The sequence below is a fragment of the Komagataeibacter intermedius TF2 genome (genome assembly GCF_000964425.1).
Taxonomy (GTDB): Bacteria; Pseudomonadota; Alphaproteobacteria; order Acetobacterales; family Acetobacteraceae; genus Komagataeibacter; species Komagataeibacter intermedius.
Window position 1 is genome coordinate 26255 of the sequence record NZ_BANF01000008.1, and the last position, 17978, is coordinate 44232.

A 17978-nucleotide genomic window follows, 5' to 3' on the forward strand; every position below is an offset into this window, starting at 1 on the left:
TGGTATGGAAAACAGGATACCGTGAGATGCCCGCCATGCGCATGCGCGACGCAGTCATGCAAGATGGACGGGGATTGTTTTGTGCATGCCGCCCCCGTAACCGGGCAGGCAAGGTTGCGGCACTGAGGTTGGAGAGGCTGGTGAATACGTCCGTCAATGGTGCGCCGCAATGGCATCTTCAGCCCGAGGCGAACCGGACCCTTGTCACCCTGTCGGGGGACTGGATTGCACAGGAAGGACGTACGCCCGCCTTTCCCACCGATGCGCTGAAAGACGTGCCGCACGGTGAGCCGGTCGAATTCAGCACCGACCAGCTTGGCAAATGGGATACCTCGCTGATCAGCTTCCTGTGGGAACTCAAGCGCAGCGCGCGTGAAGCCCATGTGAACGTCGATACCAACACCCTGCCGGAATCCGCGCACAAGCTGCTGGACCTGCTGCCTGAAATTCCGCCCGAGCCAACACCTCCGCCGCCCCATCATTTTGCCCCGGTGGCGGCCGTGGGGCAGTTTACGCTCGACACCCTGAACGAAGTCGGCTGTGTCAGCGAGATGGGCACGGCGGCGGCCAAGGGGGGACTGGCCTCGCTGGTCGGGCGCGGGATGATGCGCACCGTCGACCTCATGTCCGACCTGAACGCCGCGGGCCCGGCGGCGCTGCTGATCGTGGGCGTGGTGAACTTCCTGGTCGGCGCGATCCTGGCCTTCGTCGGGTCGGTGGAACTGCATAAATTCGCGGCTGACATCTATGTCGCAAGCCTTGTGGCCATTGCCATGGTGCGCGAGATGTCGGCTGTCATGACCGCCATCATCATGGCCGGGCGTACCGGCGGCGCCTATGCCGCGCGCATTTCCACCATGCAGGCCAATGAGGAAATCGACGCGCTGCAGGTTTTCGGCATTCCGGTTTCCAGTTACCTGATCCTGCCATCGGTGCTTGCCCTCGCCTTCACCATGCCGCTGCTTTACCTGTACGGCTGCCTGATCGGCATGCTGGGCGGGTTCTTCGTGTCCTATATCATGCTGGACGTGTCGCCTCTGGGCTATTTCCACGAAACGATCCAGGCGCTGCCACTGGACCAGTTCACGTTCGGCTTCATCAAAAGCTTCGTATTCGGCACATTCGTCGGCCTGACCAGCTGCCGCATCGGGCTGAAGGCCGGACGTAGCGCCGCCGACGTGGGCATTGCCGCGACCAAGGCCGTGGTCGTGGGCATTGTGGGCGTGATCGCACTGGATGCGATCTTCGCGGTTATCGCCAATGTCATCGGGATCTGACCGCCATGAATGAGACCAATACCCAGATGCCCTCCACCGATGACCGCCCGGTGATGATTTCGGTCGATGACGTGACGCTGGCGTTCGGCAGCAAGGTGATCCAGCACGACGTATCCTTCCGCGTGAAGCGGGGCAGCATCTTTGCCGTCATGGGCGGGTCAGGCTGTGGCAAGAGCACCCTGCTGAAAAGCATGATCGGCCTGCTGCGTCCCACGCACGGCACCTATCTGGTGGAAAAGGACAATTACTGGGCCGGCGATGATGCCAGCCGCGTGCGGATCGGCCGGCGTTTCGGCGTTCTGTTCCAAAGTGGCGCGCTGTGGAGCTCCATGACCGTGGGCGAGAACGTCGCCCTGCCCATGCAGATGTTCACCAAACTGGAACCCGATGTGATCCGCCAGCTTGTGGAACTCAAGCTGGGGCTGGTGGGCATGCTGCATGCCATCGACCAGTATCCGTCCGAACTGAGTGGCGGCATGCGCAAGCGCGCAGGCCTGGCGCGCGCCATGTCACTGGACCCCGATATCCTGTTTTTCGATGAACCCTCCGCCGGGCTGGACCCGATTACGTCCGCCCGGCTGGATGAGCTGATCCTGAACCTGCGCGACGGGCTGGGGGCGACGATCATCATCGTCAGCCATGAACTGTCCAGCCTGTTCCACATCGCCGATGACGGCATCTTCCTTGATGCCGAGCAGAAGACGGCCATTGCCCACGGCTCCCCCACATGGCTGCGTGATCACTGCACCGACCCGATGGTCCATGCCTTCATGCACCGTGAACAGCTGGACAGTTCCGGCTCCGCCGGAAACGGGTAATGCCGATGGCCGGCAGGCAAACGCTGATCGGATCAGCCGTGCTGGGGGTTGCGGCCGCTGCGCTCATCATACTGGGCGTGAAGGGGGCGCTGCCCCTTCCCGGCCGTACCAGCGAGGCAATGGTCATTTTCGAAAGCCCGACCAACGGGCTGGATATTGGCTCCCCCGTCAATTTCCGGGGCGTGCCGGTGGGGGCTGTCGAACGCATTACGGTCAAGGTCGATCCGGCGGACCATCACACCTACATGCCGGTCTATATCCTGTTCGATCCCAGCCATGCACCCGGACGCAGCGACCTGCCGCCGCTGCCCGAACTGATCGCCAATGGCCTGCGGGCGGAAATGACGCTGCACAGCCTTGTCACCGGGCAGACCGAACTTGACCTCGACCTAGACCCCAAAACCCCGGCGCGGCTGCACCCGGGGCTGGTGGACACGACGCTGACGGAAATCCCGATGGGGCAGACGGCGCTGCAGCAGCTGGAAACCACGCTGGTGTCCACCTCCGTCCAGCAGCTGCACCATGACCTGCAGACTGCAATGGCCAGCATCCGCAGGCTGGCGGCCGACATGAACCGCGACCTGCCGGGCATGATCACCAGCATCCGCGAAACATCGGCGCATAGCGACGCGGCGGTCACCCATATCCGCACAGTCATTACGGATGTGGAAAACCGCGCCAGCATCACCATCAACAAGCTGGACCGGCTGATCGCCACCAACAGCCAGCAGTTTGCCGCGCGGCGGGCGGAACTGCTGACGCTGATCGCCACTACGCACCAGACCATGACACAGGCGCATGAGACACTTGCCAGCCTGCGTACGCTGACCGATCCGCAATCACGTGACAGGCTCAATCTGGACGATACGATGCGTGATATCATGGAAGCAGGCTATGGGCTGCGCGGATTCGCCAATGAAGTCGAAAGTAATCCGCAACTTCTGCTGATGGGACGCAATAAATGAAAACGCGCCAGCCCGCTGTCTCCCTTTCCCGTTTGTATCCGGCCCTGCGGGCAGGTGGCGGATTGCTGCTGTCGGCGGTTGTGCTGTCGGCCTGTTCCTCGGCCCCGGTCCGCTTCTATACCCTTGGCGCGCCTGCCGTGGCCGTGGGCGCGGAAGGCAGTTCCACCATTCCCATCACGGACAGCACGCCTGTCATCGAGGTCGAGCGCGCGCGCATGCCCGACTATCTGGACAGCCAGGACATCATGGTCCGCAATGGCCATGAAATCGAACGCAGCGGTCTGGGCCGCTGGGCCAGCCGCCTGTCCGTAGGGGCGACCGACCTGATCACGGCGCGGCTGGCGCAGAAATGGCCGAACCTGTTCGTAACCGACCAGAGCCAGCCTGACCGCCCGACATGGCGGCTGCAGCTCAATATCAGCCGTCTTGATGTCAGCCGTGATGGCAAGTCCGCGCTGAACGCGGACTGGGCCATCATCCCGCAGGACACGCGCGCGTCCATCCTGCGTAACCGCACCACCATCGTCATGGATGGCAATACGGCCAGCAACGCCAACATCGCCAAAGTGACGGAAAGCCTGCTGAATGAGCTGAGCGACCGGATCGAGGCAAGCTGGCCCAGCACGACCGGCACGACACCGCAGACCGCCATGACCTTCCACCGTCACAGCAAGGGCTGAGCATCCGGCACGACAGGGGTGGCCAGTCCTGTCCCGCTCTGGTTAGGCTGTGGGGTGAAACAGGCCACCTGCCCCGCCCTGCCGCCATGAATGGGGGAACCTTTCGGCATGCACGGCATTGGGTGCGCAATCCTGTCCAACCTGCCGGAGTGTCGTCATGCCCCCTCTTTTTCCGTCCCTTCGCCGGGCCGCATGTCTGATCTGCCTGCCTGCCGCCGTGTTGTTGTCCGGCGCGGGCATGGCATGGGCGGAAGGCGGGCCGGTCATTCTGGCGCAGCATCCCGGCACGGAACTGGACCGGCAGGCGCGCAGGCTGGTGACGCAGGATCTGCATGATGCCGCGAACCAGCGTGAACAGCCTGTCCTGCTGACCGGATCAGGCCTGCTGTCGGACAACCCGCGTCGCATGGCGCTGTTTGTGCAGCTACAGTCCGCCAGCCTGTGTGGCTCGGCAGGGTGTTCCACGTCCGTGTACCTGCCTGACGGGCGCAAATGGACCCTGGTGCTGGATTCCGTCAGCGGACCGATCACCATTACCCCGCAGGTGCACGGCAACATGCATGACCTGCTGGTTGATGACACCGATCGCTGGATCTGGAACGGCACGACCTATACCGACACGCAGGCGGCCCCTGAACCTGCCCCATGACAACAGGCTGGCTACCGGCCACCATTGCATGATGGAACGACCGCAGGTCAGGCCTGCCGGATATATGGTTTTATGGGAAAGATGGAGCGGGTGAAGGGAATCGAACCCTCGTATGCAGCTTGGGAAGCTGCCGTTCTACCATTGAACTACACCCGCGTTGTGGCCCCTCTATACTGCACAAGCCGTGCGGATGCAATCACCCCCACATTACGGGCGGCAGTTGACGCACCCTGCCCTGATCCGCAATAAGCAGTGATGTCCGGGGACAGTTTCCACCGGACCCTCGTGATTTGATACGGCCGGCTTGCGGCGAGGTAAAACATACGCGCTAAAGAGGCCTGATCCCGCCCGACAGGGCGCGGGCATCATGGTTTCCACGGTCGTGAACCGCCTTTTTGGGGGAATGGGCTGCCGGAACTGCCCCGGCGCTGACATCTCTGCCCGTATTCACGCCCATCCCCGTTCACAGGAATAGCCACCAGCCATGACTGACCAGCCTGATCCCAAGTCCTTCCGCCCCGCCACGCGCCTGATCAACGCGGGCCTTGAGCGCACGCCATATGGCGAAACCAGTGAGGCGATGTTCCTGACCTCCGGCTTTGTCTATGACAGCGCGGAACAGGCCGAAGGCACCTTTACGGGCGATGTCTCGCACTACCAGTATTCGCGTTTTGGCAACCCGACCACATCCAACCTCGAACGCCGCCTGTGTGACCTGGAAGGGGCGGAAGCCTGCGTCCTGACGGCGACGGGCATGGGGGCCGTGTCTTCCGCCCTGCTGGCGCAGGTGCGCGCGGGTGACCGGGTCGTGGCGTCACGCGCGCTGTTCGGGTCATGCCACTGGATCGTGGCCGAACTGCTGCCGCGCTATGGCGTGGAAACCATATTCGTCGATGGCGGCGACATGGCGGCGTGGAAGGAAGCACTGTCGACGCCAACCCGCGCCGTGCTGCTGGAAAGCCCGTCCAACCCGATGCTGGACGTGCTGGACATCCGCATGATCTGCGATCTGGCGCACAGGGCCGGTGCGACGGTTGTGGTGGATAATGTCTTCGCCACCCCGCTGTACCAGAAGCCGCTGGAACTGGGCGCCGACGTGGTGGTGTATTCATGCACCAAGCATATCGACGGACAGGGCCGCGTGCTGGGTGGCGCGGTGCTGGGCAACGCCAAGTGGATTGACGAAGTCCTGCGCCCGTTTACCCGCAACACCGGCAACAGCCTGTCACCCTTCAATGCATGGGTCATGCTGAAAAGCATCGAAACGCTGGGCCTGCGTGTGGACGCCATGACGCGCAATGCCGCGAAGGTAGCCGATTTCCTTGCGGATGCGCCCGGCATCGTGCGTGTGTCCTACCCCGGCCGCAAGGACCACCCGCAGTATGAACTGGCGAAAAAGCAGATGTCCGCCGGGTCCACGCTGGTGGCGTTTGAAGTCGAGGGGGGCAAGGACGGGGCATTCGCCTTCATGAACGCGCTGCGCCTGATCTCGATTTCCAACAACCTTGGCGATGCGCGCTCGCTTGTCACGCATCCGGCCACCACCACCCACATGAAGCTGGCGCCCGAAGAACGCGCCCGCCTTGGCATTACCGACGGGGCGATCCGCTTTTCCGTCGGGCTGGAAGATGCCGACGACCTGATTGACGACCTCAAGCGCGGCATTGCGGCGCTGGGCAACCGGTAAACAAGGAGCATCCCCTCCATGAGCAAGAACAGGCCTTTCCCTCCCCCCGGTGGGGAAGGAGCGGAGTCCCCGCTGGGCGAGACAATGGACAATACCCCCTGTTTCGAGGAGACGACCGACAATGTACGCGTGGTTGTCCAGACCTTCTGGCTGGATGACCAGTCGGAGCCGGACGAACACCGTTACGTATGGGCATACCGGATCCGTATCGAAAACCACGGGACCGAGCAGATACAGCTGCTGCGCCGGAGCTGGCGCATCGTGGATGGGCAGGGACGGATCGACCGCGTGGAAGGCGACGGCGTGGTGGGGGAGCAGCCCCTGATCGACGCCGCCGCCAGTTTCGAATACATGTCCGGGGCCGCCCTTGAAACGCCAACCGGCTTCATGGGGGGAATGTACCACATGATCCGTCCCGCGAGCCGACAGCACTTTGATGTCAGCATTCCCGTCTTCAGCCTGGACAGCCCGCACCATCCGGCCATCCTTCATTAAGTGTCCCCCTGCGGCCTGTCCCTGCCGGACAGGCCCATGCAACAAGAACCAACAGCAATGACCCCCATCGATTCCCATCCCACCCGCCAGGAAGCAGAGGAGGCCGTCCGTACCCTGCTGCGCTGGGCGGGCGAAGATCCCGACCGTGAGGGGCTGCGTGACACGCCCCAGCGCGTCATCAAGTCATATGACGAATTTTTCTGCGGCTACGCCGAAGACCCGGTCGACCTGCTGCGCCGCACCTTTTCCGAAGTCGATGATTATGACGAAATGGTGCTGCTGCGCGATATCCGCGTGGAAAGCCATTGCGAACACCACATGGTGCCCATCATTGGCGTGGCCCACGTGGCCTACCTGCCGCGCAAACGGGTGGTGGGCATTTCCAAGCTGGCCCGCGTGGTGGATGCCTATGCCCGACGTTTCCAGATCCAGGAACGCCTGACGGCCCAGATCGCCAATACCATCAACGAAGAACTGCAGCCCTATGGCGTGGCGGTGGTGATCGAGGCATCGCACCAGTGCATGACCACGCGCGGCGTGCACCGTCCCGGCGTATCAATGGTGACCAGCCGCATGCTGGGCACCTTCCGCACCAATTCGGACACGCGGCGCGAATTCCTGTCGATCCTCAACCGCCCGGCCATGAACAGCAGCGGTATCTGAGGGTATAAATGCCGCCTTTTTTTGAAAAAGGCGGCATTTCCCTGAAGCTTTTTGCAAAAAGCCTCACCAGAAAACGTCTTTACTGATCGCGCGACGTTACAGACTGACTTTTGCCCCCAGCACGGCAATGAACTGCGCCAGCCATGCCGGGTGGGCGGGCCATGCCGGCGCCGTGACCAGCCTGCCATCCGTCACGGCTGCATCGAGCGCAATATCAGCATATATGCCACCGGCCAGTTCCACATCAGGGCGGCAGGCGGGATAGGCTGAAACCGTCCGCCCCGAAATGATGCGTGCAGCCGCCAGAAGCTGGCCCGCATGGCAGATCGCGGCGATGGGCCGGTCAGCAAAGGCACGGACCAGTTCGATGACCCGCGCATCCAGCCGCAGGTATTCCGGCGCGCGCCCACCGGGCAGGACAAGGCCCGCGTAATCCGCGTGACTGATTTCGTCGAAGGTCGCGTTCAGCACGAAACGGTGGCCCGGCTTTTCGCTGTAGGTCTGCGCACCTTCAAAATCATGGATTGCCGTCAGGACATGCTCGCCTGCCTTACGGCCGGGGCAGACCGCATCAACGCGATAGCCCAGCATGGCCAGCGCCTGGCAGGGCACCATGACCTCGTAATCCTCGACATAGTCACCAGCCAGCAGCAGAAGCCTTGGTGCACTCATTATCCGCATCCTTCCCGTTATATCCGGTCAGTCGTGGTGGTCATCCGGGGACAGGTGTTCACGCAGCCGGGGCATGAGTTCAACAAAATTGCAGGGCACATGACGGCTGTCGAGCTGCCAGACCAGTATGTCGTCCCACCCGTCCTTCACCGCGCCGGATGATCCGGGCAACGCGAACAGGTAGGTGCCATTCGCCACCCCGGCCAGCGCACGGGACTGGATCGTGGATGTCCCGATTTTCTGGTACGACAGCATGCGGAACAGTTCCCCGAAGCCTTCGATCCGTTTTTCGATCACTTTATCGAAGGCTTCCGGCGTGACATCGCGGCCCGTTACCCCGGTACCGCCTGTTGAAATAATGACATCCACCTGCGTATCCGCAATCCAGCCCGCCAGTGTGGCGGCCAGACGGTCCACGTCATCGGGCACGATGGCGCGGGTGGCCACCACATGGCCCGCCGCGGCAATGCGGGCGGCCAGTATGTCGCCGGATCGGTCCGTTTCCGGCGTGCGGGTATCGGACACCGTCAGCACGGCGATGCGGACAGGCAGGAAGGTTCTTTTCATATCAAGTCGCGACATGCGGCCATGTTCACCACTCCCGCGTCGTGGCGTCAACGGGCATTGCGGGGCACATGCCGGAACCCCCACGACAGGAAAAATGAGTAATATGTGAGAATAAACACAAAATTCTGATGTATTTGTGCATTGCACAAAAAAAACACACCAAGGAATAACAACACTCTATATGAATCTATTGATATAACAAAAAAATCCCTTTACCGTTATTTTACAAAATATTAGTTTTTACATAATTCCCTTCCCAAGGTTTATATTCGGCATGAAATATGTTATCGATGCGCGAATGATCAGAACATTCTCCCGATTTTTTATACCGCTATCCCTGCTTCTTCTTGCGCTTTTCACCCTGAGTGAAACCGCATCGGCACAGGCCATTCCCGGAGAAGGTCAGGGCGTCATAGGTGCGCAGCCCAGTCTGAACGTCAATTCACGACGCAATGTTCCCGTGAACGATCCTGGGTCATTTTTCAGCGCACCATACGGAAACCAGCATTTTTTCGGGGACTGGGCCGGGCTTCAGCCCTTCCTGCTGAAACATGGCGTCCATATTGAAGCCGACGTGCATGAGGAACTGGCAGGCAACTTCCGCGGGGGCGCCAAGCAGGGCGTAACCGATGCCGGGCAGGTCGGCGTGGAGGTCGATATCGACTGGCACAAGCTGGCGGGCGCACCGAAGAATTTCTGGACACATACCATGATCGTGAACGGTCATGGCCGTAACGACAGCACGGATTACATTCACGATTCCCTTGCCGGCGTGCAGCAGATCTATGGCGCGCGTGGTAACGTGGTCGCCCATCTGGTCTACATGTATGCCGAACAGTCACTGTTCCATAACCGGCTGGATATCAGCGCGGGCTGGATTCCCGTTGGCAGCTTCTTTGCCGCATCCCCGCTGTTCTGTGACTTCATGAACGTGTCGATCTGCGGTAACCCCGCGCCGGGCAAATACGTGCCGGGTGGCCGTGACTGGCCGTCGGGCAACCTTGGCGTGGTCATGCGCGTCATGCCCACGGTCGATACCTACATCATGGCCAGCATGTTCGCCGTATCGCCGCATTCCTATAACGGCGGCATTTCGGGATGGTCATGGGCACAGAGCGGCCTGGGCAAGTTCTCGACCCCGGTGGAATTCGGCTGGCTGCCGGAATTCGGCCGCCATCACCTCGCCGGTCATTACAAGGCGGGTTATGGCTACGACAATTCGCAGTACAGCGACCTGTATCAGGACATCAACGGCAACTCCGCCGTTCTGACAGGACAGCCGTTCCGCAAGCAGTCCGGTGTCAGCACCGCGTGGTTCCAGGCCGACCAGATGTTCATCCGCAATGGCGCGGGCCCGACCAACGGCCTGATCGCGCTGGCGGGCTTCATGTACACATCGGGCAAGGTCTCGGCGATGAAATACCATGCCTGGGCCGGCATGGTGGAAACGGGTGCGGCATGGGGGCATCCGCTCGATACCGTTGGCGCCATGTTCCATTATTTCGAGATGAGCCGCGCATCCGTCCTGCAGCAGGAATCCTCGGTTCTGGCGGGCACGCCGTTCCTGTCCAACCAGTGGGGCAAGGCATGGGGCATCCAGACGCATGAGGATGTGTACGAAGTCTTCTACAACATCCACACCGCACGCGGCATGAGCTTCCAGCCCGATTTCCAGTATATCAACCGCCCCGGTGGCACCACCACCTACCACGATGCGGCGGTGATGGGCCTGCAGTTCAACTGCATCCTGTAACATCCCCTTCATCAACGGGCGTCCACACGGTATGGGAGGCGGATCATGACCGATCCCTCCTTCCTTTACCAACAGGCCCATGCGGCGCTGTCTGGCTATCCCCTGCGGGATGCCCGGCCAACGCTGGTATCCATTTCAGAAAACGTTATTTTCCGTGTCGATACGGCCGGGGGCCCACGCTATGCGCTGCGCCTGCACCGGCCCGGCTATCATACAGCACCGGAGATCCGCAGCGAACTGGCGTGGCTTGACGCCCTGCATGCGTCGGGGGTGGACGTTCCCCTGCCCGTTCCCGGTCATGATGGCCAGTGCCTGCGCACGCTGCCGGGCAATGATGGCGTGACCCGCCATGCCGTCATGTTTGTCTGGATGGACGGCTGCGAACCCACCCCGGACATTGATCCTGCCGCCTTTGCCCGACTGGGCCGCATCACCGCCCGCCTGCATGACCACAGCCGCGGCTGGACACGCCCGGACGGGTTTGTCCGCAAGGCATGGGTGCCCGACACCATGACCGGCCCCCATGCCCTGTGGGGGCAATGGGACAGGGTGCCCGGCACGACCGGGGCCGCCCGTGACCTGATCGCGCACTGCCTGCGGCAGGTTGATGCACAACTGGCGGATTATGGCACCTCCCCCCATCGATTCGGGCTGATCCATGCCGACCTGCGGCTGGCCAACCTGCTGGTCAGCGGCACGCATACGCGCGTAATCGATTTTGATGACTGCGGCATAAGCTGGTTCATGCAGGATCTTGCAGCCGCCCTGAGCTTCCATGAAGACCACCCGCATGTGCCCCGCTGGGTTGACCACTGGCTGCGGGGCTATGCCACGACCGGCACCATCACGCAGGCCGACCTCGACATCCTGCCCGCCCTTGTCATCCAGCGCCGCATCCAGCTTCTGGCATGGACCGGCACGCATCATGACACGCAGCAGGTCCGCAGTCTTGGTCCCGACTGGTCCGATCGCACGCTGGGATTGTGCCAGGCGTGGATGCAGGGCCGTCTACTGCGTCATATCGGCTGATCGCCACCGGTACGGGACCGCATAATTAGATATTTTTTTAATTCATCTTTGTGATGAAACCGCCCACATTACTTTTCAGAAAGTTTTCGAGGCGAAAACCGCATGATGCGAGGGTTGCATGAGATCAAATAAATGTGACCTTAAGAATCAGATTTCCGGCGCACTATGTCTTTTATGCCTCATTCCTGACATGTATGAACGTTAGGTAATGTGTCGTTCGGTTAACAACCCGATTCACCGGAGCCCGTCCCGTCCTTGGCACATAACGGAAAAACAGCAATGACCCCTGCAGTTGACACGATCGCCTCGTCCCCGGCAGCTTCCTCCGTCGTCGCCGTTGGCCTGCCCGTAACGCCCGAGGAAATCCCGACCCGGTCCCAGACCACGCGGATGATCTATTCCCGCCACCGTCGTGCCCTGCGTGATTATGCCCGCACGCTCAATACCCCGACCGAAAACGCCTGATCACCCGCACCGTGGGGTCAGTTGACCGCAGGTCCATCATCCGGGCCACGATAAAAATCAAACTTTGACATTATTTTCCTGTGACCGTTCAGATCGCATCCGCAGGGCAGCCAATGCATGACGGGTCGGTTCGGTCAGATCCGCAGGCAGGCCGTCGAGGGCATACCAGCATGGTCCCTCATGCTTGTCCGGTTCCATAAGGGTCGGCATACCCTGCCATGACGTGACCAGATACACCGGCGAAAGCCAGTGATACCCGGCCCTGGCATCCATCTGCTCCACAAGGCACAGCAGATCACGGGCCTGTATGATGATGCCCAGTTCTTCCCTGATTTCACGCTCGGCTGCATGGGCAGTGGTCTCGTATGGGTCCACCTTGCCACCCGGCAGGCCCCAGCATCCGGCCTCCGGCTGCTTCAGGCGCCGCAACAGCAGGATACGGCCACCCCCGTCCATAATCGCCGCGCCACATCCCACGCGTGGGCTGGTTATCGCCGTCATCGTCCGACCTCTTTTCCGTTCAAGACCCCGTTAGGACACAGCCCGCTGGTAAAAAATAAAAGTTTCCGGGAGCTGCCTTTTCCCGGAAAGGCGACGTTTTCCGACGCTTCTTGAAAAACGCTTCACCAAAAACATCCTGCTGATCTGCGGACTGTAAAAAACAGTCCCCGGAAAATACGTCCCCATACGACAAGGGGATGCCCGAAGGCACCCCCAATCCTTTTGCAGTACGGAATTATCCCGCCATTCGCGATCAGCGCGCGGCCGGCGGCCGGGCATTGGCGGTTGCAACGCGACGCCCCCATGAAATCAGGTCGCTGGTGCAATCATCACGATCAATCACGCATTCGATCAGCGTCGGACCTTCCGTGTTCGCGACCGCCGCGGCAATGGCCTTTTCCATCTCGGCGCCAGTCGTGGCGCGGAAGCCCTTGCCGTGGCCATCTTCCGCGTTGAACACGTTCATCAGGCCCGCATAATCCCAATTCTTGATGTTGTTGTAAGGACCATCATGAATCTGGACTTCGATGGTGTAACCCCGGTTGTTGACCAGGAAGATAATCACCGGCAGCTTCAGCCGCACCATCTGGGCGACTTCCTGCGCCGTCAGCTGGAAGGAGCCATCGCCGATCATGGCGATGATCCGGCGTTCCGGTGCCGCCACGGCGTAACCGAAGGTGGCGGGAACGGACCAGCCGATATGACCCCACTGCATTTCCAGTTCCACGCGTGCGCCACGCGGCAGTTTCATCTGTATGGCGTTGAACCAGGAATCCCCGGTCTCGGCGATGACAGATGTATCGGATGTCAGCAGGCCCTGAATCTGACGGGCCATTTCAGCACGCACCAGCGGGGCATTCGGCTCTGCTGCGGCCACCGGGGCCTCGGGGGTTTTGATACGGCGGTATTCAACCAGCGTCGCATCCTTCTTCGGCTGCCCCTTCAGCCGGTCGATCAGGCCCTCGATCACGTCACGCAGGTGCACGCCATCAAATGCCCTGCCACCAGCTGCGATATGCCGCGCATCCATCAGCGCCACGTTGTCGCCCCTGGGCCATGCGGTCCAGCCAACGGTCGAATAATCGTTGAACACCGGGGTCAGGCACAGCACGCCATCCGCCCAGTCAAATATCTGCTGCGCACCGGGGCTGCTGACATCGCCCCAGTAGGTCCCGGCATAGGCGGGATGATCCTCGGGGAAGAAGCTCTTGGCGGCGGCCATGGAGGTCACGGCGCAGCCCAGCGCGTCAGCCAGGCGAATGGCGGCATCCTCGCAGCCTGCGGCACGCAGGCGGCTGCCCACCAGCATGATCGGCTTCCTGCGCGCGGCAATGAAGCTGGCCAGTTCGTCAATCGCCAGCTTCAGCGTTTCCGGGTCGGACGGCGCATCGGCCATAATCGCGCCAACCGGACCGGGACGCGGGCATGGCATCGGGGCCACGTTACACGCGATTTCAATATAGGCCGGCTTCTTTTCACGCAGCGCGGTGCGGATGGCATGGTCGATCAGCACCGGCGCGTCCTCGGCCGAGGTGATCGACACCGCCGCACAGGTCAGGCGTCTGGCGATTTCAAGCTGATAGGAATAATCCGGCGTGCCAATGGTATGGTGCAGGATATGCCCGCTGCCATGATCGTTGGAGTTGGGCGCGCCTGAAATCAGGATGACCGGCAGGTTTTCGGCATATGCGCCGCCAATGGCGTTCAGCGCGGACAGCGCGCCCACGCTGAAGGTGACGACAGCAGCCCCGGCGCCGTTCGCGCGGGCGTAGCCTTCGGCACTGAAACCACAGTTCAGTTCATTACAGCAGTAGACCTGCCGCAGGCCGTCGATTTCAAGAAGCTGGTCAAGCAGGACGAGATTGTAGTCGCCCGCAACCGCGAAATGATCTTTCAGCCCGATCTGCGCCAGGCGTTCACCAAGGTAATGGCCAACTGTATACGTCATTATTTCGACTTTCCTTCCCTTGTGTGGGGGCGCGGAATACCGCGCCCTTTCCCCATACGGGGGGAGCCACATGGATGGCCCGCAGCCGGGCCATCATGCCGAAAGGACAGCAGGGCCGCCGCCGTGCGCGGCGGGCGCTCAACCTACACTTTCGGCAACCCAGTTCCGGCGCTTGGTGGCCTGGCCAATGCCCGGATTGAAACAGTTGCATGGATCAAGCTGGCGGTAATGGGCCAGCACGTCATCGGGCGCTGCATACAGGTGCCCGAAATTATGTTCCGCCGGGTACCGCGCCCCGCGCCGGTCCAGCAGCGGCAGCATACGGTGTTCCAGCGCCATGCAGTCATACCCTTTGCGGACCACGTAATCCTGATGCATCACGTGGCACAGGAAATGCCCATAGTACAGCTTGACGATGATCTCGTCATCAATGTCCCTGGGCAGCACCTCGAACCAGTCCTGATCGTTCCGGCGCAGGGCCACGTCCAGCGCCACGATGTTTTCGGTCGTATCCGTATGGACGTTACGGTACCGCACGGCGGCCCCGGCGGCGGCGAAGCGGTGCAGGAAGGCCTTCGCGCCCTCATCGGGGGTACATTCGAAGAACGCGCCCTCATGCGTCGCAAAATGGCTTTTCAGGAAATCCCGCGCTTCCTGCGCGCCGGATGCACTGACCTTGAGCATCAGGTGGTGCTCGAACCGGTCACGGTAATCACGCATGCGCGCAGGCAGGTGCTGCGGGAAGAAATGGCTCATGAACTGCATGAACCGGTCACTGAAATGCCTGGGCAGAAAGCCGATCCTGTCGGCCAGACGATCAAACGCGTTTTTCATCGCGAACATGGCTGGCAGGCGCTTCGTACCGATCATGCGGATGATGACAAACGTGTCCTTGCCGTATTTTTCGGCAATATTGAACGCGTCCCGATGCAGGTATTCGCCCGCGATCGGCAGTTCGGCAAAGGACGACAGGATGTGGCGGCGCACGTCTTCCAGCACATCAGTCTGGTTGGTGCCGATATAGAAGACAACGGGATCCTTTTCGGCCTCGAACGTATCAAGGCGAACGGCGAACAGGCCCAGCTTGCCCGCACAGCCAGCCCCTTCGTGCAGGCGGCGCAGGTCCGCATTATAGCGGGCGGGCGTGTCAGCATTCACGTCGCGCACATGGCGGGCATAGTCATCATCATGCCCGCGGCCTGCGTTCCAGCTGATGCTGGCTTCGGGGAAGTTGCCTTCCTCCACACGCTTCAGGATCTCCTCGGGGTCGCCGCCCAGTTCGATGCCCAGATGGTTGACCAGCTGCAGTTCGCCCCTGTCCGATACCTGCGCAAACAGCGCCATGTCGGTATAGGCCGGGCCACGGCGTACCAGCGCACCACCGGAATTGTTGCTGACACCGCCGAATACCGACGCGCCAATGCACGACGACCCGATGACCGAATGGGGTTCGCGCCCGATGGGCCTGAGCATGTTTTCCAGCTGGTCCAGCGTGGCGCCGGGCAGGCAGACGACCTGCCTGCCTTCCCCGATCAGGTGGATCGTGCGCATGCGCATGCCGTGCACGATCACCACGTCGCGGTCATAGGTATTGCCATCGGGCGTGGACCCGCCGGTCAGGCCGGTATTGGCTGCCTGCATGATCACGATCACGCCTGCCTTCACACAGGCCTGCAGCACACGCCACTGTTCCACCAGCGAGCCGGGCATGACCACCGCAAGGGCACGTCCCTCACCAAAACGGAACCCGCGACGGTAGGGCAGCGTCGCCCCGTCCTCGGTCAGCACATGGTGGTGGCCTACGATCTGCTGAAGTTCCGTAACCAGTTGTGCGCCCGCAGTAGATGACATGTCCTGTGCCGCTTTCAGCATTTTATTTGTTCCTCAATCCCATTCCGGAACCTGCCGGCGGCCTGTGGCCGGGCCATGCCGCATTTCCAGAATGGCGTTTCATAGTCTGGCATGTGCCGCATCGGACGACGTGCGCATAAAATGCCGATGTCGCATGTCCAAACAGAACGACCCGCCCGCCGGTCAGGGCGTGGCGGGCCGTTTTCCTCACGCATGCGGCCGGTTTTACGCGGCGGCTGACGTCTCGCCCAGCGTCGCCAGCGGCTTCATCAGCAGGTGATTCTGGGAATAGTCAACCGGCACCGAAATCACGACCGGGCCTTCGATGTCCATGGCTTCGCGCATTGCGCTGGCGATTCCGTCGGCGGATTGCACCGCAATGCCGTGCGCACCGCACGAACGGGCGAACATGGCAAAGTCGATCGGCCCGAATTCCACGCCCGATCCACGACCGTACTTCTTCTTTTCCTGCATCTCGACCATGTTGTAGGCCTGATCGACCCAGACCATATGAATCAGGTTGCACTTCAGCCGCACCGCCGTTTCCAGTTCCATGCACGACATCATGAAGCCGCCGTCACCGGAGATGGAGATCACCTTCTGCGCCGGGTTGACCAGGCTTGCGGCAATACCCCACGGCAGGCCGACACCCATGGTCTGCTGGCCGTTGCTGATCAGCATCTGGCGTGCGCGGAAGGACAGCAGGTAGCGCGCCAGCCAGATGTGGAAAGTGCCCATATCAAGGCACATCGTCACATCGGGGGTCACGAACGGCTCCAGCTCACGCACGATCTGCAGCGGATGCACCGCCGTATTGCTGGTGCTGCGCGCGCCCGACAGCGCGGCCAGACGGGTTGCGTGGTACTGCGACAGGATGTCTTCCAGCTGTGGCGCGCGCGGCAGCTTGCCCGCCTGTGCGGCAAGGGCGCGCACGGATGCCGCGATGTCACCCACCAGTTCCACCGCCGGATCATAATGCGTGTCCAGTTCAGCGGCCACGACATCGACATGGACGATCTTGCGGCCGTTATCGACATTCCACAGCCACGGATCATATTCGATCGGGTTGTAGCCGATCGAGATCACCAGGTCCGCCTCATGCAGCAGCTGGTCACCCGGCTGGTTGCGGAACAGGCCGACGCGACCGCCAAAACGGTCGGACAGCTCTTCCGATACCGCGCCCGCGGCCTGATAGGTGCCAATGACCGGCACGCCCGTTGTCGCAACCAGCGCGCGCACCGCATCGGCCACGTCCGGACGGCTGGCCAGCAGGCCCAGCAGGATGACGGGACGCTTCGCCCTGCGCACCAGGGACAGGGCCTCGTTCACCGCATCAGCCGGGGCCGCCCCCGTGGTGGGCACCTTGCGGCCGGACAGCACCTTGCCTTCAGCCGGCATGGACAGGATATCCATGGGCGTGCTGACGAAGGCAGCGCCCGGACGCCCGCTTTCGGCAAAGCGCAGCGCGTTGGAAATACATTCCGACACGGCGGCGGGAGAGGTGATTTCCGCGCTGTATTTCGTGATCGGCTGGAACAGGGCAACGGTGTCCATGCTCTGGTGCGTAAGCTTCAGCCGGTCAGCCAGCTTGACCGCGCCACCGATGGCCAGCACCGGGTCACCTTCGGAATTGGCGGTCGCAAGACCGGTCACGAAGTTGGACGCACCGGGGCCGGAGGTGGCAATCGCCACGCCGGCCTTGCCCGTCAGACGGCCGATGCCACCGGCGATGAAGGCGGCGTTCTGTTCATGGCGGGTCACCACCGTTTCAATGGGGCTGTCCACCAGTGCATCGAACAGGCGGTCCACCTTCGCCCCCGGAATGCCGAATACGTGGGTCGTGCCATGTGCGACCAGGTTGCGCACGATCATGTCCGCCCCGCACTCAGGCGCGGCCGGTTTGCTCTTGTCAGTCATTGTTCCAGATTCCTGAACGGGTAGGCGCCGCAGCCAGGGCG

The 17978-nt window shown here is 61.7% G+C and carries 17 protein-coding genes, 1 tRNA gene and 1 riboswitch; of the genes, 11 read left to right on the forward strand and 7 right to left on the reverse strand.

What is annotated here, in order from left to right; genetic code table 11:
- Positions 1–140: 140 nt before the first annotated feature.
- The 5 genes from B7449_RS01190 (at position 141) to B7449_RS01210 (ending at position 4389) form a co-directional block, all read left to right on the forward strand.
- A complete protein-coding gene (locus tag B7449_RS01190; protein ID WP_082084717.1) occupies positions 141–1277 on the forward strand; it encodes an MlaE family ABC transporter permease in 1137 nt (378 codons plus the stop codon).
- Positions 1278–1282: 5 nt separating this feature from the next.
- Positions 1283–2095 carry an ABC transporter ATP-binding protein gene (locus B7449_RS01195; RefSeq protein ID WP_039736356.1) on the forward strand — a complete coding sequence of 271 codons (813 nt, stop codon included), beginning with the start codon at positions 1283–1285 and terminating at the stop codon, positions 2093–2095.
- Positions 2095–3060 carry an MlaD family protein gene (locus B7449_RS01200; RefSeq protein ID WP_048883132.1) on the forward strand — a complete coding sequence of 322 codons (966 nt, stop codon included), beginning with the start codon at positions 2095–2097 and terminating at the stop codon, positions 3058–3060. The genes B7449_RS01195 and B7449_RS01200 overlap by 1 nt, the downstream gene beginning before the upstream one ends.
- Complete coding sequence (locus B7449_RS01205; protein ID WP_039736357.1) at positions 3057–3740, forward strand: PqiC family protein; 684 nt, start codon at positions 3057–3059, stop codon at positions 3738–3740. The genes B7449_RS01200 and B7449_RS01205 overlap by 4 nt, the downstream gene beginning before the upstream one ends.
- Before the next feature lie 157 nt (positions 3741–3897).
- Positions 3898–4389, forward strand: a complete 492-nt coding sequence (locus B7449_RS01210) for a hypothetical protein (protein ID WP_235721332.1) — start codon at positions 3898–3900, stop codon at positions 4387–4389.
- A gap of 82 nt (positions 4390–4471) precedes the next feature.
- Here B7449_RS01210 and B7449_RS01215 read toward each other — a convergent pair.
- A tRNA-Gly gene (locus B7449_RS01215) sits at positions 4472–4545 on the reverse strand.
- 116 nt (positions 4546–4661) lie between these two features.
- Positions 4662–4742, forward strand: a riboswitch (SAM riboswitch).
- A gap of 131 nt (positions 4743–4873) precedes the next feature.
- Between B7449_RS01215 and metZ the strand changes: the two genes are divergently transcribed.
- The 3 genes from metZ (at position 4874) to folE (ending at position 7234) form a co-directional block, all read left to right on the forward strand.
- Positions 4874–6076, forward strand: coding sequence for an O-succinylhomoserine sulfhydrylase (gene metZ / locus B7449_RS01220; protein ID WP_039736358.1), 1203 nt, complete (start codon positions 4874–4876; stop codon positions 6074–6076).
- Positions 6077–6160: 84 nt separating this feature from the next.
- A complete protein-coding gene (gene apaG / locus B7449_RS01225; RefSeq protein ID WP_010515170.1) occupies positions 6161–6571 on the forward strand; it encodes a Co2+/Mg2+ efflux protein ApaG in 411 nt (136 codons plus the stop codon).
- Between the two features lie 57 nt (positions 6572–6628).
- Positions 6629–7234, forward strand: a complete 606-nt coding sequence (gene folE, locus B7449_RS01230; protein WP_010515171.1) for a GTP cyclohydrolase I FolE — start codon at positions 6629–6631, stop codon at positions 7232–7234.
- Between the two features lie 96 nt (positions 7235–7330).
- Here folE and B7449_RS01235 read toward each other — a convergent pair whose 3' ends face one another.
- Both B7449_RS01235 and moaB read right to left on the reverse strand, forming a co-directional pair.
- Entirely contained in the window at positions 7331–7906 is a 576-nt protein-coding gene (locus B7449_RS01235) for a DJ-1/PfpI family protein (RefSeq protein ID WP_039736359.1), read from the reverse strand.
- Positions 7907–7933: 27 nt separating this feature from the next.
- Positions 7934–8488: a molybdenum cofactor biosynthesis protein B gene (gene moaB / locus B7449_RS01240; protein WP_039736360.1), complete on the reverse strand. Its 555-nt coding sequence runs from the start codon at positions 8486–8488 to the stop codon at positions 7934–7936.
- A 259-nt stretch (positions 8489–8747) separates the two neighbouring features.
- On the opposite strand from moaB, the gene B7449_RS01245 reads away from it, so the two are divergent.
- From B7449_RS01245 to B7449_RS01255, 3 genes are all read left to right on the forward strand, one after another.
- Positions 8748–10226 carry a carbohydrate porin gene (locus B7449_RS01245; RefSeq protein ID WP_048883133.1) on the forward strand — a complete coding sequence of 493 codons (1479 nt, stop codon included), beginning with the start codon at positions 8748–8750 and terminating at the stop codon, positions 10224–10226.
- 45 nt (positions 10227–10271) lie between these two features.
- Positions 10272–11255 (forward strand): phosphotransferase enzyme family protein, encoded by a 984-nt coding sequence (locus B7449_RS01250; protein ID WP_039736362.1) that lies wholly within the window; start codon positions 10272–10274, stop codon positions 11253–11255.
- 279 nt (positions 11256–11534) lie between these two features.
- The gene (locus B7449_RS01255; protein WP_039736363.1) at positions 11535–11720 is read left to right on the forward strand and encodes a hypothetical protein; all 186 of its coding nucleotides are present in this window, start codon (positions 11535–11537) and stop codon (positions 11718–11720) included.
- Between the two features lie 57 nt (positions 11721–11777).
- On the opposite strand, the gene B7449_RS01260 is transcribed toward B7449_RS01255, so the two are convergent.
- From B7449_RS01260 to alsS, 4 genes are all read right to left on the reverse strand, one after another.
- Positions 11778–12221: an NUDIX hydrolase gene (locus tag B7449_RS01260; protein ID WP_039736364.1), complete on the reverse strand. Its 444-nt coding sequence runs from the start codon at positions 12219–12221 to the stop codon at positions 11778–11780.
- A 253-nt stretch (positions 12222–12474) separates the two neighbouring features.
- Complete coding sequence (locus B7449_RS01265) at positions 12475–14169, reverse strand: alpha-keto acid decarboxylase family protein (RefSeq protein WP_039736366.1); 1695 nt, start codon at positions 14167–14169, stop codon at positions 12475–12477.
- Between the two features lie 138 nt (positions 14170–14307).
- A complete protein-coding gene (gene dld / locus B7449_RS01270) occupies positions 14308–16041 on the reverse strand; it encodes a D-lactate dehydrogenase (RefSeq protein ID WP_082084715.1) in 1734 nt (577 codons plus the stop codon).
- Between the two features lie 204 nt (positions 16042–16245).
- Positions 16246–17937 carry an acetolactate synthase AlsS gene (gene alsS, locus B7449_RS01275; RefSeq protein WP_039736367.1) on the reverse strand — a complete coding sequence of 564 codons (1692 nt, stop codon included), beginning with the start codon at positions 17935–17937 and terminating at the stop codon, positions 16246–16248.
- Positions 17938–17978 lie beyond the last annotated feature (41 nt).

What these genes read in the sequence shown, in the direction of transcription:
- B7449_RS01195 (WP_039736356.1), top strand. Translation starts at nt 1,283, where the DNA reads ATGAATGAGACCAATACCCAGATGCCCTCCACCGATGACCGCCCGGTG.
- B7449_RS01200 (WP_048883132.1), top strand. Translation starts at nt 2,095, where the DNA reads ATGCCGATGGCCGGCAGGCAAACGCTGATCGGATCAGCCGTGCTGGGG.
- B7449_RS01205 (WP_039736357.1), top strand. Translation starts at nt 3,057, where the DNA reads ATGAAAACGCGCCAGCCCGCTGTCTCCCTTTCCCGTTTGTATCCGGCC.
- B7449_RS01210 (WP_235721332.1), top strand. Translation starts at nt 3,898, where the DNA reads ATGCCCCCTCTTTTTCCGTCCCTTCGCCGGGCCGCATGTCTGATCTGC.
- metZ (WP_039736358.1), top strand. Translation starts at nt 4,874, where the DNA reads ATGACTGACCAGCCTGATCCCAAGTCCTTCCGCCCCGCCACGCGCCTG.
- apaG (WP_010515170.1), top strand. Translation starts at nt 6,161, where the DNA reads ATGGACAATACCCCCTGTTTCGAGGAGACGACCGACAATGTACGCGTG.
- folE (WP_010515171.1), top strand. Translation starts at nt 6,629, where the DNA reads ATGACCCCCATCGATTCCCATCCCACCCGCCAGGAAGCAGAGGAGGCC.
- B7449_RS01235 (WP_039736359.1), bottom strand. Translation starts at nt 7,906, where the DNA reads ATGAGTGCACCAAGGCTTCTGCTGCTGGCTGGTGACTATGTCGAGGAT.
- moaB (WP_039736360.1), bottom strand. Translation starts at nt 8,488, where the DNA reads ATGTCGCGACTTGATATGAAAAGAACCTTCCTGCCTGTCCGCATCGCC.
- B7449_RS01245 (WP_048883133.1), top strand. Translation starts at nt 8,748, where the DNA reads ATGAAATATGTTATCGATGCGCGAATGATCAGAACATTCTCCCGATTT.
- B7449_RS01250 (WP_039736362.1), top strand. Translation starts at nt 10,272, where the DNA reads ATGACCGATCCCTCCTTCCTTTACCAACAGGCCCATGCGGCGCTGTCT.
- B7449_RS01255 (WP_039736363.1), top strand. Translation starts at nt 11,535, where the DNA reads ATGACCCCTGCAGTTGACACGATCGCCTCGTCCCCGGCAGCTTCCTCC.
- B7449_RS01260 (WP_039736364.1), bottom strand. Translation starts at nt 12,221, where the DNA reads ATGACGGCGATAACCAGCCCACGCGTGGGATGTGGCGCGGCGATTATG.
- B7449_RS01265 (WP_039736366.1), bottom strand. Translation starts at nt 14,169, where the DNA reads ATGACGTATACAGTTGGCCATTACCTTGGTGAACGCCTGGCGCAGATC.
- dld (WP_082084715.1), bottom strand. Translation starts at nt 16,041, where the DNA reads ATGCTGAAAGCGGCACAGGACATGTCATCTACTGCGGGCGCACAACTG.
- alsS (WP_039736367.1), bottom strand. Translation starts at nt 17,937, where the DNA reads ATGACTGACAAGAGCAAACCGGCCGCGCCTGAGTGCGGGGCGGACATG.